Genomic DNA, 14,517 nt, shown 5'->3' with positions numbered 1-14,517 from the left:
ATGATGTCCAATCTTTCACATAGGTAGATTACATATTATGAATAAACTGATGTGAGGAGGAGTTTTAAATGGCGCGTCGTAAGCTCAATAAAATAAAATGCAAAAAAACAGTGCGAAAAAATAAAGTAAGTACTAAAAATAGCCATAAGCATCAACAAAATACTACAGTGAAGATATATAATAGGATATATTCAGAAAAATCCAAAACAAAATCAAAATCAAGATCTAGACGCATTTGCGGTAAAGTAGCTAAAGCTAGATGTAGAGTAGGGATTCAAGGAGTTGAAGGTCTACGAGGTTTACAAGGTCCTCAAGGACTACAGGGACTTCGGGGCTTAGATGGAGTTAGAGGGGATCAAGGGCCAATTGGATTGCAAGGACCTCAGGGAATCGCTGGAATTCTGGGGCCAGTCGGACCCCAAGGACCTCAAGGTAATGCAGGAGCTACTGGATCTGAAGGAAGTATTGGTGCTACGGGACCTCAGGGAATCGCTGGAGTTATGGGGTCAGTCGGACCTCAGGGTATTCAAGGACCCGAAGGACCGCAAGGGCAGCCGGGTACAATATCAGGCGTATCTATTATACCTAGTTCGCAAAGATATTTTTATTTTGCTACTACCGATATTGATTCACTAATCGTCATCCAAGCTAATCAATTTTTTGACGACGAAGGAAATTCAAGCAATAGTTTTGTAGGTCTTGGCCTAAATAGTTATTCAAATTTATATATTAATGGCGTATTACAAGAAAGCAGTTTATACATTCTAACTGATAATACTTTAACGCTTATTGTGGATGGAGATATTATTTATTTAGGCACTCCAATTACTATTGAGATTGTCCAATTTGTTGCACGTATTATTTCATGAAGCGGATAACCGATGGTTTATACAGGATGAATCCTGAGTCTCAGTATGGTTTGTCTTGAATCATGAATAAGAAGCAGCCAATAGGATGCTTCTTACTTATTCTAGGGTAGACTTGTGTTGATCACGTATAACAAACCTTGGAATTACGCGTATGTAAATTAATTCTCCGATCAATTCTACAATAGTCTGGGTGACAATAACGGCTGCTGCAATCGTAGCCCATTCATCTGGCAAAGCCAAAGCTAAAGGAAGCACAACGAGCGAATTCCGTGTTCCTGAACTGAAAATAAGCGCTCGACCTGCCCCTACATCCAATCGGAATAGCACGAATGATAATATTGAAATCGGCATACACTTTTGCAATTTGGGATGCTACGATGACGATAAGGGCAAGTGCCATGAATGGGACGGGCAACCAAGCTGTTGCATTTAGTGCAGATTGACCCATCGGGTTGCGCCGAGCCCATATTTGTGTGAATACGGCAAGCAATAATGGGAACACAATTAAAGTTAAGAATGCCTCTACAAAAGGACCGATCTTCACAATATTAGCCACTTGCTCCCCCATAAACAGCCACATAAAGATCGGGAGCAATATCATTTGAACTACGAATAGAATAGGTGTTACGGCTAGCATTAGCTTCTCATTCCCGCGTCCAAGCTGTGTGAAGACAATGACATAATCGATACATGGAGTTAGCAATACAAGGTAGACCCCGACTAGAACAGGCGGAGACTGCGGGAATAATTGTATCAGTAGCCATACGATAATAGGTACAATAATGAAGTTTGTAAGTAATAATGCGCCAATAAATTTTCTATTTGAAAGAGACTCTCGAAGATGAAGAAAAGGAATCTGTGTAAACATTCCAAACAGAAGGATAGCCAGAATAGGAGAAATGGTGAAGTGAAGAGATGAACCTGCCGTAGGACTTGCTAATCCTATCATTGCTCCAATGAACAGGGATACTACATATAACCAAATTTGCTTATTCTCAAGCTGTTCTCTCGTGATCAATTGAAAGTTAACCTCCTAGTATTACTATTTTGTTATATAATGTTTATAAGCTCTCCTAAAAATAAGGGATTGGCTATATCTGCAAGTGAAGGTATTATAGATATAACTATGGTAAAGACCGATACATTAACTATTCTATATTATATTAACGGAGGATTCGTATGAAATATATAAGTACAAGAGGTCAGGTAGAAGCTCAAGGGTTTATTGATACCGTGCTCATGGGATTAGCCAATGATGGTGGACTAATGATTCCAGAAGAGATTCCACATATCTCGCCAGAGACGTTGAAGCAATGGAGTAAGCTTAGTTATAAGGAACTGTTTCTCCAAATTTTTGCCCACTATACGAATGATGAAATCCCTTATGAAGATCTCAAGGAAATGGCTGATAAGAGCTATGCCAGCTTCCGTCATTCTGAGGTAACACCTGTTAAGCGAATAAATGATTCACTATATATTCTAGAGTTATTTCATGGACCGACATTTGCATTTAAGGACGTAGCTCTGCAATTCATGGGCGAATTCTACTCGTATGTATCTAAGAAGCAGAACAAAATTATTCATATTCTTGGAGCAACTTCAGGAGATACGGGAGCAGCAGCAATTCAAGGAGTTCGGGGGAAAGAAGGCATCAAGATTTGTATTCTGCATCCCCACGAGAAGGTGAGTAAAGTACAGGAACTGCAAATGACAACGGTTGATGATAAGAATGTATTGAACCTTTCAGTTAAAGGGAATTTCGATGATTGTCAAAAGATTATTAAAGAGCAATTTGCAGACTTAGATTTTAAAGGGAAGCATAATCTTCGAGCAATTAACTCGATCAACTTCTTGCGGATCTTGGCACAAACGGTCTATTACTTCTATGCTTATTTCCAAATTGAGCAAGGAGACCAGCCGAAGAAAGTTAATTTCAGTGTTCCATCAGGTAACTTCGGGAATATTTACTCGGGCTTCCTAGCGAAGAAGATGGGTTTACCTATTCATAAGCTGATCATTGCAACGAATGAGAATAATATTCTTGAGCGCTTTGTGAAGACGGGTGAATATAAACCTGGTGGTTTCAAAAGTACGCATAGTCCTTCGATGGATATTCAGGTGGCAAGTAATTTTGAGAGATATCTTTATTATTTCTTGGGTCAAAATGCAGAGAAAGTGTCTGCTTACATGAAGCAGTTACAGGACGATGGTAAGATTGTCATCAGTGCTGAGGACTTAGTACGTGTTCAAGCTGATTTCGAAGCTTATGGTGCAAGTAATGAACAGTGCTTAGAATTAATTAGTAAGTACAAGGCAGATGATGACTATTTGCTAGATCCACATACAGCTTGTGGGATTGCAGCCTATGAAGCATATAACGCTGAAGATGAGGTTTGTATCTCATTTGCTACTGCACATCCTGCGAAATTCAATGAGGCGATAGAACAGTGTAATATTGAGCAACAATTCCCTGTGGAGATTAAGGAGTTATTCTCCAAGCCGCAACATCAGATTGTTCTAGAGCATAATAAAGAAGAAATCATTCGAGAACTTGTGAAATTTTACGAGAGCTAATCAAGTAAACTCTATTAGAAAAAAGGGAAAATGATATCCAAAGAAACAGCAGATCAAGAGTCCTTGATCTGCTGTTTTCTATTTCTACTCCATGATTTGAAATTCGCATGGATTAAATAACACCCAGTCGCATCCGGTAGCTGAATATAACTTCACGGGATTCTCCTGAGAAAGACTGTGACACAAGTTCACGGAACTGTATCACTTCGGAATGAAGCTCTTCTGCTCCTAATTTAAGAGCTGTTTGCAGCCCACCTTGGCTGAGGGCGATGTTCACATATCGCTCTGCATTACATTGCTCGCTGTGGTGGAAGACGATTTCTCTAGTGTAGCGGAACAATTCGGATTCCCTAATATGCTGTAAATGCCCATCCTTATTCCATTTATGTGCACGTTGTTCCTGTGGTGCTAATTGTGCTGCAAGAGCATCTGCGTGGGAGATCAGTTGTTGGTACTTATCATCAATCCTCCAGTCGGAGACAGGAGGCCAGTCGTAGTCATAGGCGGCAAAGATGCCACCTGGACGTAAGATGCGGGCGAATTCCTGTAGCGTACTCTGTGGCTCCATCCAGTGGAAGGACTGTGAACAGGTTACGATGTCAGCACTTCCAGATGATAATCCTAATTCATGGGATAAACCTTCTCTGAATTCAAGTGTTGACGGTTGTCCGCTGGCATTCCATTTGGATATGGCAACTTCTCGCATATCATCACTGGGTTCGAACCCGATGATATGATCTGCTGAATTAAGCCATACAAATGAGGACAGGCCAGTGCCACATCCGACATCTACAACCGTGTGTGGATGACCACCTAAATATGTGGTGAGAATATTGACGACTTCCATAGGTGCCACAGGACGATTCTGATCATATAGTTCTCCGAAACCAGCGAAACGCTCGACATTGTTGTGGCGTACTTTTTCAATCATGCTCCATTACGCTCCTTCATAATTTCTTTGGAATATCTAATTCAGTTCTACAAGGATATATGTTAATCCTTTTTTGTAAGGAGAAGAGAAGTGAGAGAATCGTTCTGATAGGGTATAATGTAAAGGAAGTATATACTAGGAGGGATTATGAATGAGTGAAGCATATCTATTCGGTCTAATTGCAAAAACGAGAGAGAACGTAATCAAACAAATAGAGAATATTGAGGAATCAAAAAGGGATATTGTTCCGCAAGGGTTCAACAACAATCTTCATTGGCAACTTGGGCATATCATTACGGCTGCAGACACCCTAATCCTTCGATTAGCAGGTATGGAATCTAAGATTCCAACCTCATATGGCAAACTATTCGGGAATGGAACGAAACCAGCAGATTGGCAGGACGAGCCTCCGAATTGGGACATCTTAATTCTTCAGTTGCGAGAGCAATTCCATTCTCTACAAGAATCGCTTTATGGTAAGTTGGAGGAACCTGTAGCCGTGAAGGATAACTTCGCAAAAGCAGAGACGATTGGTGAACTCGTACAGCTAGATATGTCTCATGAGAATTTACATTTGGGTATGATTACTGCAATGGTGAGAGTGCTGAACTCGAATAACTAATTCAACGTGGAACACATGCCTATATATGAAATGGCTGCATCATCCTTCAACAGGACAGAGCAGCCATTTTGTAATTTATATAACTATAAATTTCAGTTCAATAGGTCAGTCTAATTCTAGCCAAGTTGCTTGTCCTTGAAGCAGGCTTTCTTGGACATCGATTACGCGTTGATTCTCTGAACCACGCCAATCTAGCTTCAAATTCCGTTGTTCTAACATAAACTTTCCATCAATGAGGACGTCACAATAGGTGAGTAACTCCAACCGTGAATCGTCTGCTATCAGTTCTTCAAATGTATATCCAGACCATACCCAGATGTTTTTGTTGACACATTCATTCTGTATTCTCTTTACTAGTGTCAATAATCCCTCTACATTCTGAAAAGGTTCACCACCAAGAATAGATAAGCCTGCTATAGCGACATAATCAATATTTAAATCACGAATAACCTGATCCTCGAATTCCTGTGTATATGGTATTCCATAATTGAAATTCCAAGTGGCTGCATTGAAGCAGCCGATGCAATGATGTTCACATCCGGATGTGAAGATGGAATGGCGAAGTCCCTTACCATTAATCACATCGAATTTCTTGTAGTCAGCAATATTCATACGCTCACATATGCTTTACGCGCGCGAGAACTTCTTTTTGCTTGCCCGCATTGAATGGTCTTTGACTAGGTTCGGATAAATACCCACAGCAGCGTCTAATAACGGATGAAGTCTTAGGATTACTATTATCGCAATTGGGGCACTTGAATCCTGTATTCGTTGCTTCGAATTCACCTTCAAATCCACATTCTAGACATTTATCCGTTGGAGTATTCGTCCCGAAGTAAGGTATATTCTCGTAAGCGAAGTCCCACACCGCTTCTAATGCGTCCGGATTTTTGACCAGTGAATCGAATTCGCAATACGTGATGAATCCACCATTCGCATGTTGAGGGTAATCTTTTTCGAAAGCAATCTTTTCAAAAGGAGTGACCTTCTTAAATACATCCAAATGAAACGAGTTCGTGTAATATCCTTTGTCGGTAATTCCAGCGAGCACACCGAACTGCTCCTCATCTAACTTACAGAAGCGATAGCATAATGATTCCGCAGGTGTAGAATACAGACTGAACCCGTAACCTGTTTCCTGCGTCCATTGTTGCGTCTTAGCACTCATATATTTGACAATATCTAATCCCTTTTGCCGAAGTTCTAGATCATCGAATATTTGATGACCGTAGAGAGCTAGAATGGTTTCATGAATACCAATATAACCTAGGGAGATGCTTGCCTTGCCATTCTCTAATAAATGATGTATTGTATCCTCCGGTTGGAGCCGACTACCCGCTGCACCTTCCATATATAGAATAGGGGCTACTTTGGCTTGTACGCCTTTTAGACGTTGAGCACGATACATCAAACCTTCCTTACAAGTATCAAGTAATTCATCAAGTAGAAGATAGAAGTCTTTCTCTGAACCGTTCGCTCTAATAGCAATCCGAGGCAGATTGGCTGTCACGACACCTAGATTGAATCTTCCATCATGAATAACTTGTCCATTCTCCTCATATACACCTAAGAAAGATCTGCAACCCATAGGGAACTTGAATGAACCCGTAATTTCCTTCACTTTAGGAACGGAGATAATGTCTGGGTACATACGCAGTGTGCTACATTTGAGAGCTAGCTTCTTAATATCATAGTTTGGATCATCGGGGTTGAGATTTACGCCCTCTTCAATCCCAAAGATAAGCTTGGGAAATACCGGTGTTTTGCCGTCCTTACCGAGCCCCCTAATTCTATTCTTGAGAATCGCAATTTGAATCTGTCTTTCCGCCCACGAAGTCCCTCTACCGAAGCCAAAAGTGCTGAAAGGTGTCTGTCCATTCGCACTAACGAGTGTATTGATCTCATATTCCAGTGATTGAAATGCATCATAGGTCTCTTTTTCAGTAAGTTTCTTAGCATACTCGAAGCATCTTGGATATTCTGTATGTAGTATATCGTTATCATAAGAGATGTCGAGGTCGGCGATAGCAGAAGTGTCTAGCATATACAACCATTCAAGACCAATCTTATAGTGTTTCTTAAATGAATAGCCTACATAGGGAGATAATATGACATCGATCTCGTTGATCGTATTACCACCATAAATATGACTGGCGACTTGAGCAATAATCTGTGCTGTAATAGCTGTTGCAGTTGTAATAGATTTAGGTGTTTCGATCTGAGCATTGCCTAGCTTGAACCCATTCTCTAACATACCTTTAAGATCAATAAGCATACAGTTAAAAATAGGGAAGTAAGGACTATAATCTTGATCGTGAAAATGTAGATGACCCGCGTTATGCGCTTCGACAACTCTCTTAGGAATCATATACGTCTGCGCGAAGTCCTTGGCCATAATTCCTGCAAGCAAGTCTCTTTGTGTTGGAATCGTAGCACCGTCTTTATTGGAGTTTTCTTTCAATACTTCTTCATTAGTAAGGTCGAGAAGCCCTTGTACTTTCTTGTCTAGGCTACCGCGTTCACGCCTCTTAAGTGTGCGTATTTCGCGATACCCTATATACTCTTCAGCAGCATCTTTTCTTGAACTATTCATGAGGGCAGATTGTACTTCATCTTGAATATGTTCTATATCAATCTTCTCAAATTTATATATTTTATGGGTTACTTTGTCGGCGATTCGCTGAGCGATGTCCATATCTATTTTCTTCTCAGTTCGATCCATAGCCTTGCAAATAGCATCAATAATTTTCTGTTGATTAAAAGTGACCTCTGTACCATCCCGTTTTATAACTAACGTAGTACTCACCCTTTCTAAAGTTCATGTTTCGTGAGTATAGCATCAAAAGTCACAGCAACTTAGCTACATTTGTCACATCGTTTTCATTAGGTTTTAAAATCTAAAATTTAAAGGGGATCTGCTTGACAAACATTCTAGAATGCTTGACTATTGCAAAATCAGGGGAGTATATATGGGAAGGGAGCATGATATATCGTATGGAGATATTCCAATATAATTCATTCTGGGGCATCACCGTTTCCCTTTTCCTGTGAAAATGTTTAAGATGAAATAAGTCAGAAGTAAAAGGAGAAATGATATATGTCAGAAGCGATTCAAGTATTTAGAGGGAAATATGTAGAGAGTACACATCACATTCATGTAGCCGTTGTAGATTATACAGGAAAGCTACTGTATTCATATGGGGATCCCCAAAGATTAACCTTTGCACGTTCGGCCATGAAACCATTTCAAGCGGTTCCGATTGTGGAGACAGGGACGGCGACGTCATTCGGATATAGTGCTTCTGAGATTGCACTTAGTTGCGCATCACATAGTGGGGAAGAGATTCATCGGAAAGCTGTATTGAATATACTAGAACGGGTGAATTTAGAAGAAGAAGATTTATTGTGCGGGACCCATGTTCCCAGAGACAAGGCTAGTTATATCGAACTAATCCAAGCGGGTGGTGAGTTAACGCCAGTCTTTAGTAATTGCTCAGGTAAGCATTCAAGCATGCTCGCAACAGCAGTACATCTGAATGAAGATATACATACGTATCCTGAAATTAATCATCCTGTTCAACAACGGATTCTCGACGTAATTACAGAGGTGTGCAGTATTCCCAGAGAGCAGATTGGACTTAGTGTAGATGGTTGTGGTTTGCCAGTACATCAAATTCCTCTTTGTAATACAGCATTAGGATTTGCTCGATTGGCATATCCAGGGGGGACGGTTTCTGCAGGTAGAGCAGGAGCACTCGAAATGATCCGTGATGCGATGATGGCGAATCCTGAGATGGTAGCTGGCAAGAAAAGATTCGATACGGACGTCATGAGAGCTTTTAAAGGTAATATTGTCACTAAGGTAGGGGCAGAAGGGGTTCAATGTCTGGGAATCGTTGACCGTGGTATCGGTATTGCTATTAAAATTGAAGATGGATCGGATCGGGCATCCGGTGTTGCGGCAATGGAGGTATTGAGACAGCTTGGAATTGGTGATGAGTCAACAAATGAGTTGTTGAAAGATTATATTCATGCACCTGTACTGAATGCGAGGAATGTTAAGATCGGTGTTGTGAAGGCGAACTTCGTTTTGGATTCGGCTACGGAGTAGGTGAGTAATATAGCGTTTCATAGAATAACAAGCGGAGTCCCAAATCATGTTTACTGGTTTGGGACTCCGCTTGTTAAATTTAATCATTTACTTCGATATGTCGTCCTGGAAGATCTTTATTAGAGAGCAATTCTGAGACCGTTACGAAAGAATAACCTCTCTTTATTAATTCTGGCAACAATACTTTTAGGGCTTCTACGGTATTTGTACCTTTATAAACGTAATCGTGCATCAATATAATATCTCCATTGTGAACGTTGTTGAGTACCCTATTCACGATTGTATTCACATCTGGATTAGCCCAATCCTTCGTATCTTGATCCCATGACCAGAGGACCATTAGCAGTTCATTTTCTTTACAAATGTTAACAGATGTTTCGTTATAGTTACCACCCGGAGGCCGAAATAGAGTTGCCTTTTGCCCAATAGCTTTATAAATAGCATCTTGGGTTAGATTCAGTTCTAACAGTAATTTATCTCTAGGGATATTAAGGAAGGAAGAATGGTCATAAGAATGATTTCCGATCTCATGTCCTTCCAATGATTCTTGCATGACAATTTCGGGAAACTTCTCAACTCGATTACCTAGTACAAAGAAAGTTGCTTTAGCCTGATATTGTTTGAGGAGGGCAAGTATTTGAGGTGTTTTATCGCGATCAGGACCGTCATCAAAGGTAAGAGCGACGACCTTACGATCTGAACTTCCCAAACGATATCTCCACGTTTCTCATAATAGAATCTATTTTTACTCGTTGGGGAATTGGGTTCCGCATATGTTACGTTGATGAATAGTGAACTGACAATGGTGAATATAATGATGATTCGTATCTTATTCAAAATATTCATTGAACCTCCGTCTTTGGGTCTTATTTTACACTTTGATATTATATTTCACCACTGTATAATCATTTATTCAGAAGAATAATGTCATAACTATCCCTTGCTGAAGCTATCTATAAACTTGGTAGCTAGAGATGAGATATATTTATCTTTTATCCAAATGGCGGCTATCCTCGTTCTCAATGCTTCACTCTTGATTTCTTTGTAGATCAGATTCTCATGATTGGCGAGAACGAGGGCAGACTTAGGAATGATTCCGATTCCAAGTCCAGCGTTTGCCCACAATAATGTTGTACGAGCATCGTCATTTATGCAAAAAAAAGTAGGTTCAAAACCTTCTTTCAAACAGGTCTCGAGAATGAGTTGCTCAAACCTGCGATAAATGATGAGTGGTTTCTCCATTAATTCACCGACATCAATCGTGTTGCGATGAGATGCCCAGTCAAAATTGGGGGTCATTACGGCAATCATGGGCTCAGATTCAGCATATCTACATTCTAGATTAGATGTGTTGAATGGGGTTCTGACAATGCCAACCTCCACAATCCCTTTCGTTAAGAGATCAATAATCATAAAAGTATTGCCTTCGTGAATTTCGAATTTCACACCCGTATAGGATTTGTGAAATTCGGAAAGCCTTTCCTTCATAAGGGTTGCACCAGAAGAGGATACTGTGCCAATGGAGAGAGTTCCTTCGCAGGATGATTCCCGCATCCGTGAGCTGCACACTTCGTGGTCTTCGCTCCACGAGCTTAACGCCAAGCTCCTCCTCGAGAAGCTTGAGTTGATGGCTTAGTGGCGGTTGGGCCATTTGTAGCTTCTTTGCCGCCGCTGTAATCTGACCTTCTTCTGCTATGGTAAGGAAGTATTTGAGTTGTCTAATATCCATATAGAATCCTCCAGTCTTGACATATGATTATCGTATCGCAAAGGAATGAAACTGGTATTTTTAATATGTGAGTAGTTATGCCATAATGATAGTCGGTACTGCATAATAGTCAATAGTTTGGAAGATATTTTACGATAGGTGATGATTAGAGTTGTTTAAGTTAGCTACATATTTAAGACCGTACAGGAAAGAGGTCATCATCGGGCCGATATTCAAGCTGTTGGAAGCTATATTTGAGCTACTCCTACCCACGATAGTCGCGCTCATTATTAATAAAGGGATAGGCATGCGTGATACGTCTTATGTGTTCAAAATGGGTGGGCTTATGCTCCTGCTGTCCATTATAGGGTTTGGATGTTCAATGATCTGTCAGTATTATGCTGCGCGCGCCTCACAAGGGTTCGGCACCACATTGCGTAACAAGATTTATAAACATATTTCCTCACTCTCATACGCGGACATGGATAAGGTTGGTACACAATCGCTCGTGAACCGGATAACGAATGATGTCAATCAGCTTCAATTAGCTGTTGCAATGCTCATTCGCCTCGTTATAAGAGCACCTTTTATTTGCGTTGGGGCAATAATAATGTCGATGATATTAGATTTTCGATTGTCACTTATTCTACTAATAGCGACACCTATTTTTGGAGTGATCTTATATTTCGTCATCACACGTACTTCACCGATCTATCGAAGTTATCAGCAGAAATTGGATCGAATTGCCCTTATTTTAAGTGAGAATCTATCCGGTGTACGGGTTATTCGTGCTTTTGCAAAGAGTAGACAGGAAAGACAACGATTTAATGAATCCTCGGAAGATTTAACTCATACAGCCATTCGGGTAGGTCGAATTTCAGCACTTTTGAATCCGCTGACGACACTCGTGGTGAATGCTGCTATTATCGCTATACTATGGGTTGGTGGTATCCATATCAATGAAGGTCGTCTCTCACAGGGGGAGATTATCGCCTTTATGAATTATATTACGCAAATTTTGCTGGCATTAATTGTTGTATCAAATTTAGTCATTATTTTTACGAAGGCATCTTCTTCGGCTGGACGGATTAATGAAGTGTTAGCTACGACATCGTCACTTCAGGATATGGGTAATATCAGTTCTCACTACATCGACAAACATGTGGCAGTGCCAGTTATTCAGTTCAACAACGTTTCCTTTGGATATAACAAGACGGGGGATATGGCGCTTGAGAATATATCTGTCGAGATCAATCATGGTGAAACAGTAGGGATAATCGGTAGTACAGGTTCGGGGAAATCTACATTTATCAATCTAATCCCAAGGTTCTACGATGCGACAGAAGGTGAAGTACGAATGGAGGGAGTCAATGTAAAGAATTATTCCCTTAAACAATTAAGGCGGAAGGTAGGTATGGTTCCACAAAAGGCAAATCTCTTCACCGGTACGATTGCTGAGAATATCCGCTGGGGTAACGAGAACTCAACGAATGAGGAAGTGGCTAAGGCGGCTGCTATTGCGCAAGCTGATGAATTTATCACTAAGCTTCCAGATGGATATAACACGATGGTCTCCCGTGGGGGACTCAACTTATCTGGTGGTCAAAAGCAACGTCTGACGATTGCCCGGGCAATCGTCGCTAAGCCAGAGATTCTTATCCTCGATGATTCCTCAAGTGCTCTAGATTTCGCCACGGATGCTGGGCTAAGGCGTGCTCTGAAGGCGAACGATATGTTGATGACTGTGCTCATGGTATCGCAAAGAGTTAGCACGATACAGCATGCCGATAAAATAATCGTATTTGAGGAAGGACGAATTGTAGGAATCGGTACGCATGATGAATTGATGATTAGCTGCGAGGTTTACAAGGAAGTGTACCTTTCCCAGCTTTCCAGTGAGGAGTCGGGCAAATGAATAATAAGGAAACATGGAAGAGACTAATAAAGTATATAGGACGATATAAAAAAATGACTGTATGGGCGATATTGTGTGCTATTCTCAGTGTTGTTGCCAGTCTGATCGGTCCATTATTAATAGGTAAGACTGTTGATCATATGATTGGTGTACAGCAGGTCAATTTCAGTGCAATGTTGGAACTGTTGGTCATTCTAGCGATCGTATATATCGTTGGTAGTCTTTTTGGATGGTTGTTGATCTATTCGACGAATCGTATCGCTTACCGGACTGTGTATGATATGCGTCGTGAACTCTTCGAGAAGATGAATATATTGCCGCTCAGTTATCACGATACTCACCCACAGGGTGACAGTATCAGTCGATTTGTTAATGATATGGATATCGTCTCAGATGGACTTCTTCAGGGCTTCTCAACATTGCTTACAGGTGTGATTATGATTGCGGGATCAATTGCATTCATGCTTTATATTAATCCGCTTATGACGTTAGTTGTTCTGATATCGGGTCCAGTCTCGTTCTTTGTGGCACGATTCATAACGACACGATCTCAGCAGATGTTCAAAGAGCAGGCTCGCATCTTAGGTGGATTAAACGGCTATGTAGAAGAAATGATTGGTGGACAAAAAGTGGTTCAAGCATTTCAGTACGAAGAGCGTTCGTTTACTAAATTTGAAGAGAAGAATCAAGCGTTGTATGAGGCAGGTGTGAAATCTCAGTTCTATGGTTCATTATCGAATCCGACAACCCGTCTCGTAAACAATATTACGTTCTCTGTTCTCGCCATGATTGGTAGTATATCTGTTATTCTAAATACCATTACAGTGGGGGAACTATCAAGCTTCCTAATCTTCTCTAATTTGTTCGCTAAGCCTTTCAATGAGATTACAGGCGTATTAACGCAGCTTCAATCGGCAAGTGCATCGGCACAGCGTATCTTCTCTGTTCTTGATCAGATAGCGGAACAACCTGACGCTCCAGAGGCTATTCATTTGGAACAAAGTAAAGGGACGATAACCTTTGATAAGGTGAATTTTGCATACAATGCTGATCGACCACTCATTACCAATTTCAGCCTAGAAGTTAAGCCGGGAACTCGTATTGCGATTGTCGGTCAGACTGGGGCGGGAAAAACGACACTTATTAACCTCTTAATGCGATTTTATGATGTGAATAGTGGCGCTATTATGATTGATGGTGTGAATATCAATAACATAACTCGTGATAGTTTACGACAAAGTTTCGGTATGGTATTGCAGGAAACCTGGTTATATGGCGGGAGTATTCGAGACAATATTGCATATGGTAAGCCAGATGCAACGGATGAAGAAGTTATTATGGCAGCGAAAGCGGCTAATGCACATAGCTTCATCAAACGGTTACCTAATGGGTATGATACGTTGATTTCTGGTACTGGGGGCAGTTTATCTCAGGGACAAGAACAGCTTCTGACGATTGCCCGCGTGATGTTAGTGGATCCACCAATGCTTATTCTTGATGAAGCAACAAGTAGCATTGATACTCGAACGGAGGTTCGTATTCAGAAGGCATTTCAGAAAATGATTGAGGGGAGAACCAGCTTTGTTATTGCACATCGATTATCGACGATAAGAGAAGCTGATTTGATCCTATACATGAAGAATGGCGATGTCGTGGAGAGTGGAAGTCATAAGGAGTTGTTAGAGCAAGGTGGTCATTATGCAGGGTTGTACAATAGCCAGTTTACATCGGCATGAATGAGTCTTGGTGTGATTTGAAAAAGGGGATGTGCGCAAGCCAAGAATTAT

Annotated in this window: 9 protein-coding genes and 3 pseudogenes; 6 read left to right on the top strand and 6 right to left on the bottom strand. The window is 40.8% G+C overall.

Features of this window, described 5'->3' with window-relative positions; all coding sequences use genetic code 11:
• Window positions 1-68: 68 nt before the first annotated feature.
• Window positions 69-869 (top strand): DUF4183 domain-containing protein, encoded by an 801-nt coding sequence (locus tag AC1TO8_RS16895; RefSeq protein WP_482056798.1) that lies wholly within the window; start codon window positions 69-71, stop codon window positions 867-869.
• 96 nt (window positions 870-965) lie between these two features.
• On the opposite strand, the pseudogene AC1TO8_RS16890 reads toward AC1TO8_RS16895, so the two are convergent.
• A pseudogene (locus tag AC1TO8_RS16890) lies at window positions 966-1,887 on the bottom strand (arsenic resistance protein).
• Between the two features lie 161 nt (window positions 1,888-2,048).
• On the opposite strand from AC1TO8_RS16890, the gene thrC reads away from it, so the two are divergent.
• A complete protein-coding gene (gene thrC, locus AC1TO8_RS16885; RefSeq protein ID WP_482056797.1) occupies window positions 2,049-3,443 on the top strand; it encodes a threonine synthase in 1,395 nt (464 codons plus the stop codon).
• A gap of 112 nt (window positions 3,444-3,555) precedes the next feature.
• Here thrC and AC1TO8_RS16880 read toward each other — a convergent pair whose 3' ends face one another.
• On the bottom strand, window positions 3,556-4,374 hold the full coding sequence (locus AC1TO8_RS16880; protein ID WP_482056796.1) for a class I SAM-dependent methyltransferase: 819 nt from the start codon (window positions 4,372-4,374) through the stop codon (window positions 3,556-3,558).
• A gap of 151 nt (window positions 4,375-4,525) precedes the next feature.
• Here AC1TO8_RS16880 and AC1TO8_RS16875 point away from each other — a divergent pair, with 151 nt between their 5' ends.
• Window positions 4,526-4,996, top strand: a complete 471-nt coding sequence (locus AC1TO8_RS16875) for a DinB family protein (protein ID WP_482056795.1) — start codon at window positions 4,526-4,528, stop codon at window positions 4,994-4,996.
• 105 nt (window positions 4,997-5,101) lie between these two features.
• Here the strand turns inward: AC1TO8_RS16875 and nrdG are convergent, their stop codons facing one another.
• Both nrdG and nrdD read right to left on the bottom strand, forming a co-directional pair.
• Window positions 5,102-5,608, bottom strand: coding sequence for an anaerobic ribonucleoside-triphosphate reductase activating protein (nrdG, locus tag AC1TO8_RS16870; protein WP_482056794.1), 507 nt, complete (start codon window positions 5,606-5,608; stop codon window positions 5,102-5,104).
• A 4-nt stretch (window positions 5,609-5,612) separates the two neighbouring features.
• Window positions 5,613-7,802, bottom strand: a complete 2,190-nt coding sequence (gene nrdD, locus AC1TO8_RS16865) for an anaerobic ribonucleoside-triphosphate reductase (protein WP_482056793.1) — start codon at window positions 7,800-7,802, stop codon at window positions 5,613-5,615.
• A 291-nt stretch (window positions 7,803-8,093) separates the two neighbouring features.
• On the opposite strand from nrdD, the gene AC1TO8_RS16860 reads away from it, so the two are divergent.
• The gene (locus tag AC1TO8_RS16860; RefSeq protein ID WP_482056792.1) at window positions 8,094-9,107 is read left to right on the top strand and encodes an asparaginase; all 1,014 of its coding nucleotides are present in this window, start codon (window positions 8,094-8,096) and stop codon (window positions 9,105-9,107) included.
• A gap of 79 nt (window positions 9,108-9,186) precedes the next feature.
• Here AC1TO8_RS16860 and AC1TO8_RS16855 read toward each other — a convergent pair.
• Together AC1TO8_RS16855 and AC1TO8_RS16850 are read right to left on the bottom strand one after the other, a co-directional pair.
• Window positions 9,187-9,953, bottom strand: a pseudogene (locus tag AC1TO8_RS16855) (polysaccharide deacetylase family protein).
• A gap of 87 nt (window positions 9,954-10,040) precedes the next feature.
• Window positions 10,041-10,836 (bottom strand): annotated as a pseudogene (locus AC1TO8_RS16850) (LysR family transcriptional regulator).
• A 151-nt stretch (window positions 10,837-10,987) separates the two neighbouring features.
• On the opposite strand from AC1TO8_RS16850, the gene AC1TO8_RS16845 reads away from it, so the two are divergent.
• Both AC1TO8_RS16845 and AC1TO8_RS16840 read left to right on the top strand, forming a co-directional pair.
• Entirely contained in the window at window positions 10,988-12,730 is a 1,743-nt protein-coding gene (locus tag AC1TO8_RS16845; RefSeq protein ID WP_482056791.1) for an ABC transporter ATP-binding protein, read from the top strand.
• On the top strand, window positions 12,727-14,466 hold the full coding sequence (locus tag AC1TO8_RS16840; protein WP_482056790.1) for an ABC transporter ATP-binding protein: 1,740 nt from the start codon (window positions 12,727-12,729) through the stop codon (window positions 14,464-14,466). Before AC1TO8_RS16845 ends, AC1TO8_RS16840 begins: the two co-directional genes overlap by 4 nt.
• The last annotated feature ends 51 nt before the right edge of the window (window positions 14,467-14,517 follow it).

It is taken from the genome of Paenibacillus sp. Y859 (genome assembly GCF_056786405.1).
This window is presented reverse-complemented; position numbering and strand designations above follow the sequence as displayed.

Coding starts and splice junctions, on each gene's coding strand:
- nrdG (WP_482056794.1), bottom strand. CDS start 5,608: ATGAATATTGCTGACTACAAGAAATTCGATGTGATTAATGGTAAGGGA.
- AC1TO8_RS16880 (WP_482056796.1), bottom strand. CDS start 4,374: ATGATTGAAAAAGTACGCCACAACAATGTCGAGCGTTTCGCTGGTTTC.
- AC1TO8_RS16860 (WP_482056792.1), top strand. CDS start 8,094: ATGTCAGAAGCGATTCAAGTATTTAGAGGGAAATATGTAGAGAGTACA.
- AC1TO8_RS16840 (WP_482056790.1), top strand. CDS start 12,727: ATGAATAATAAGGAAACATGGAAGAGACTAATAAAGTATATAGGACGA.
- thrC (WP_482056797.1), top strand. CDS start 2,049: ATGAAATATATAAGTACAAGAGGTCAGGTAGAAGCTCAAGGGTTTATT.
- AC1TO8_RS16875 (WP_482056795.1), top strand. CDS start 4,526: ATGAGTGAAGCATATCTATTCGGTCTAATTGCAAAAACGAGAGAGAAC.
- AC1TO8_RS16895 (WP_482056798.1), top strand. CDS start 69: ATGGCGCGTCGTAAGCTCAATAAAATAAAATGCAAAAAAACAGTGCGA.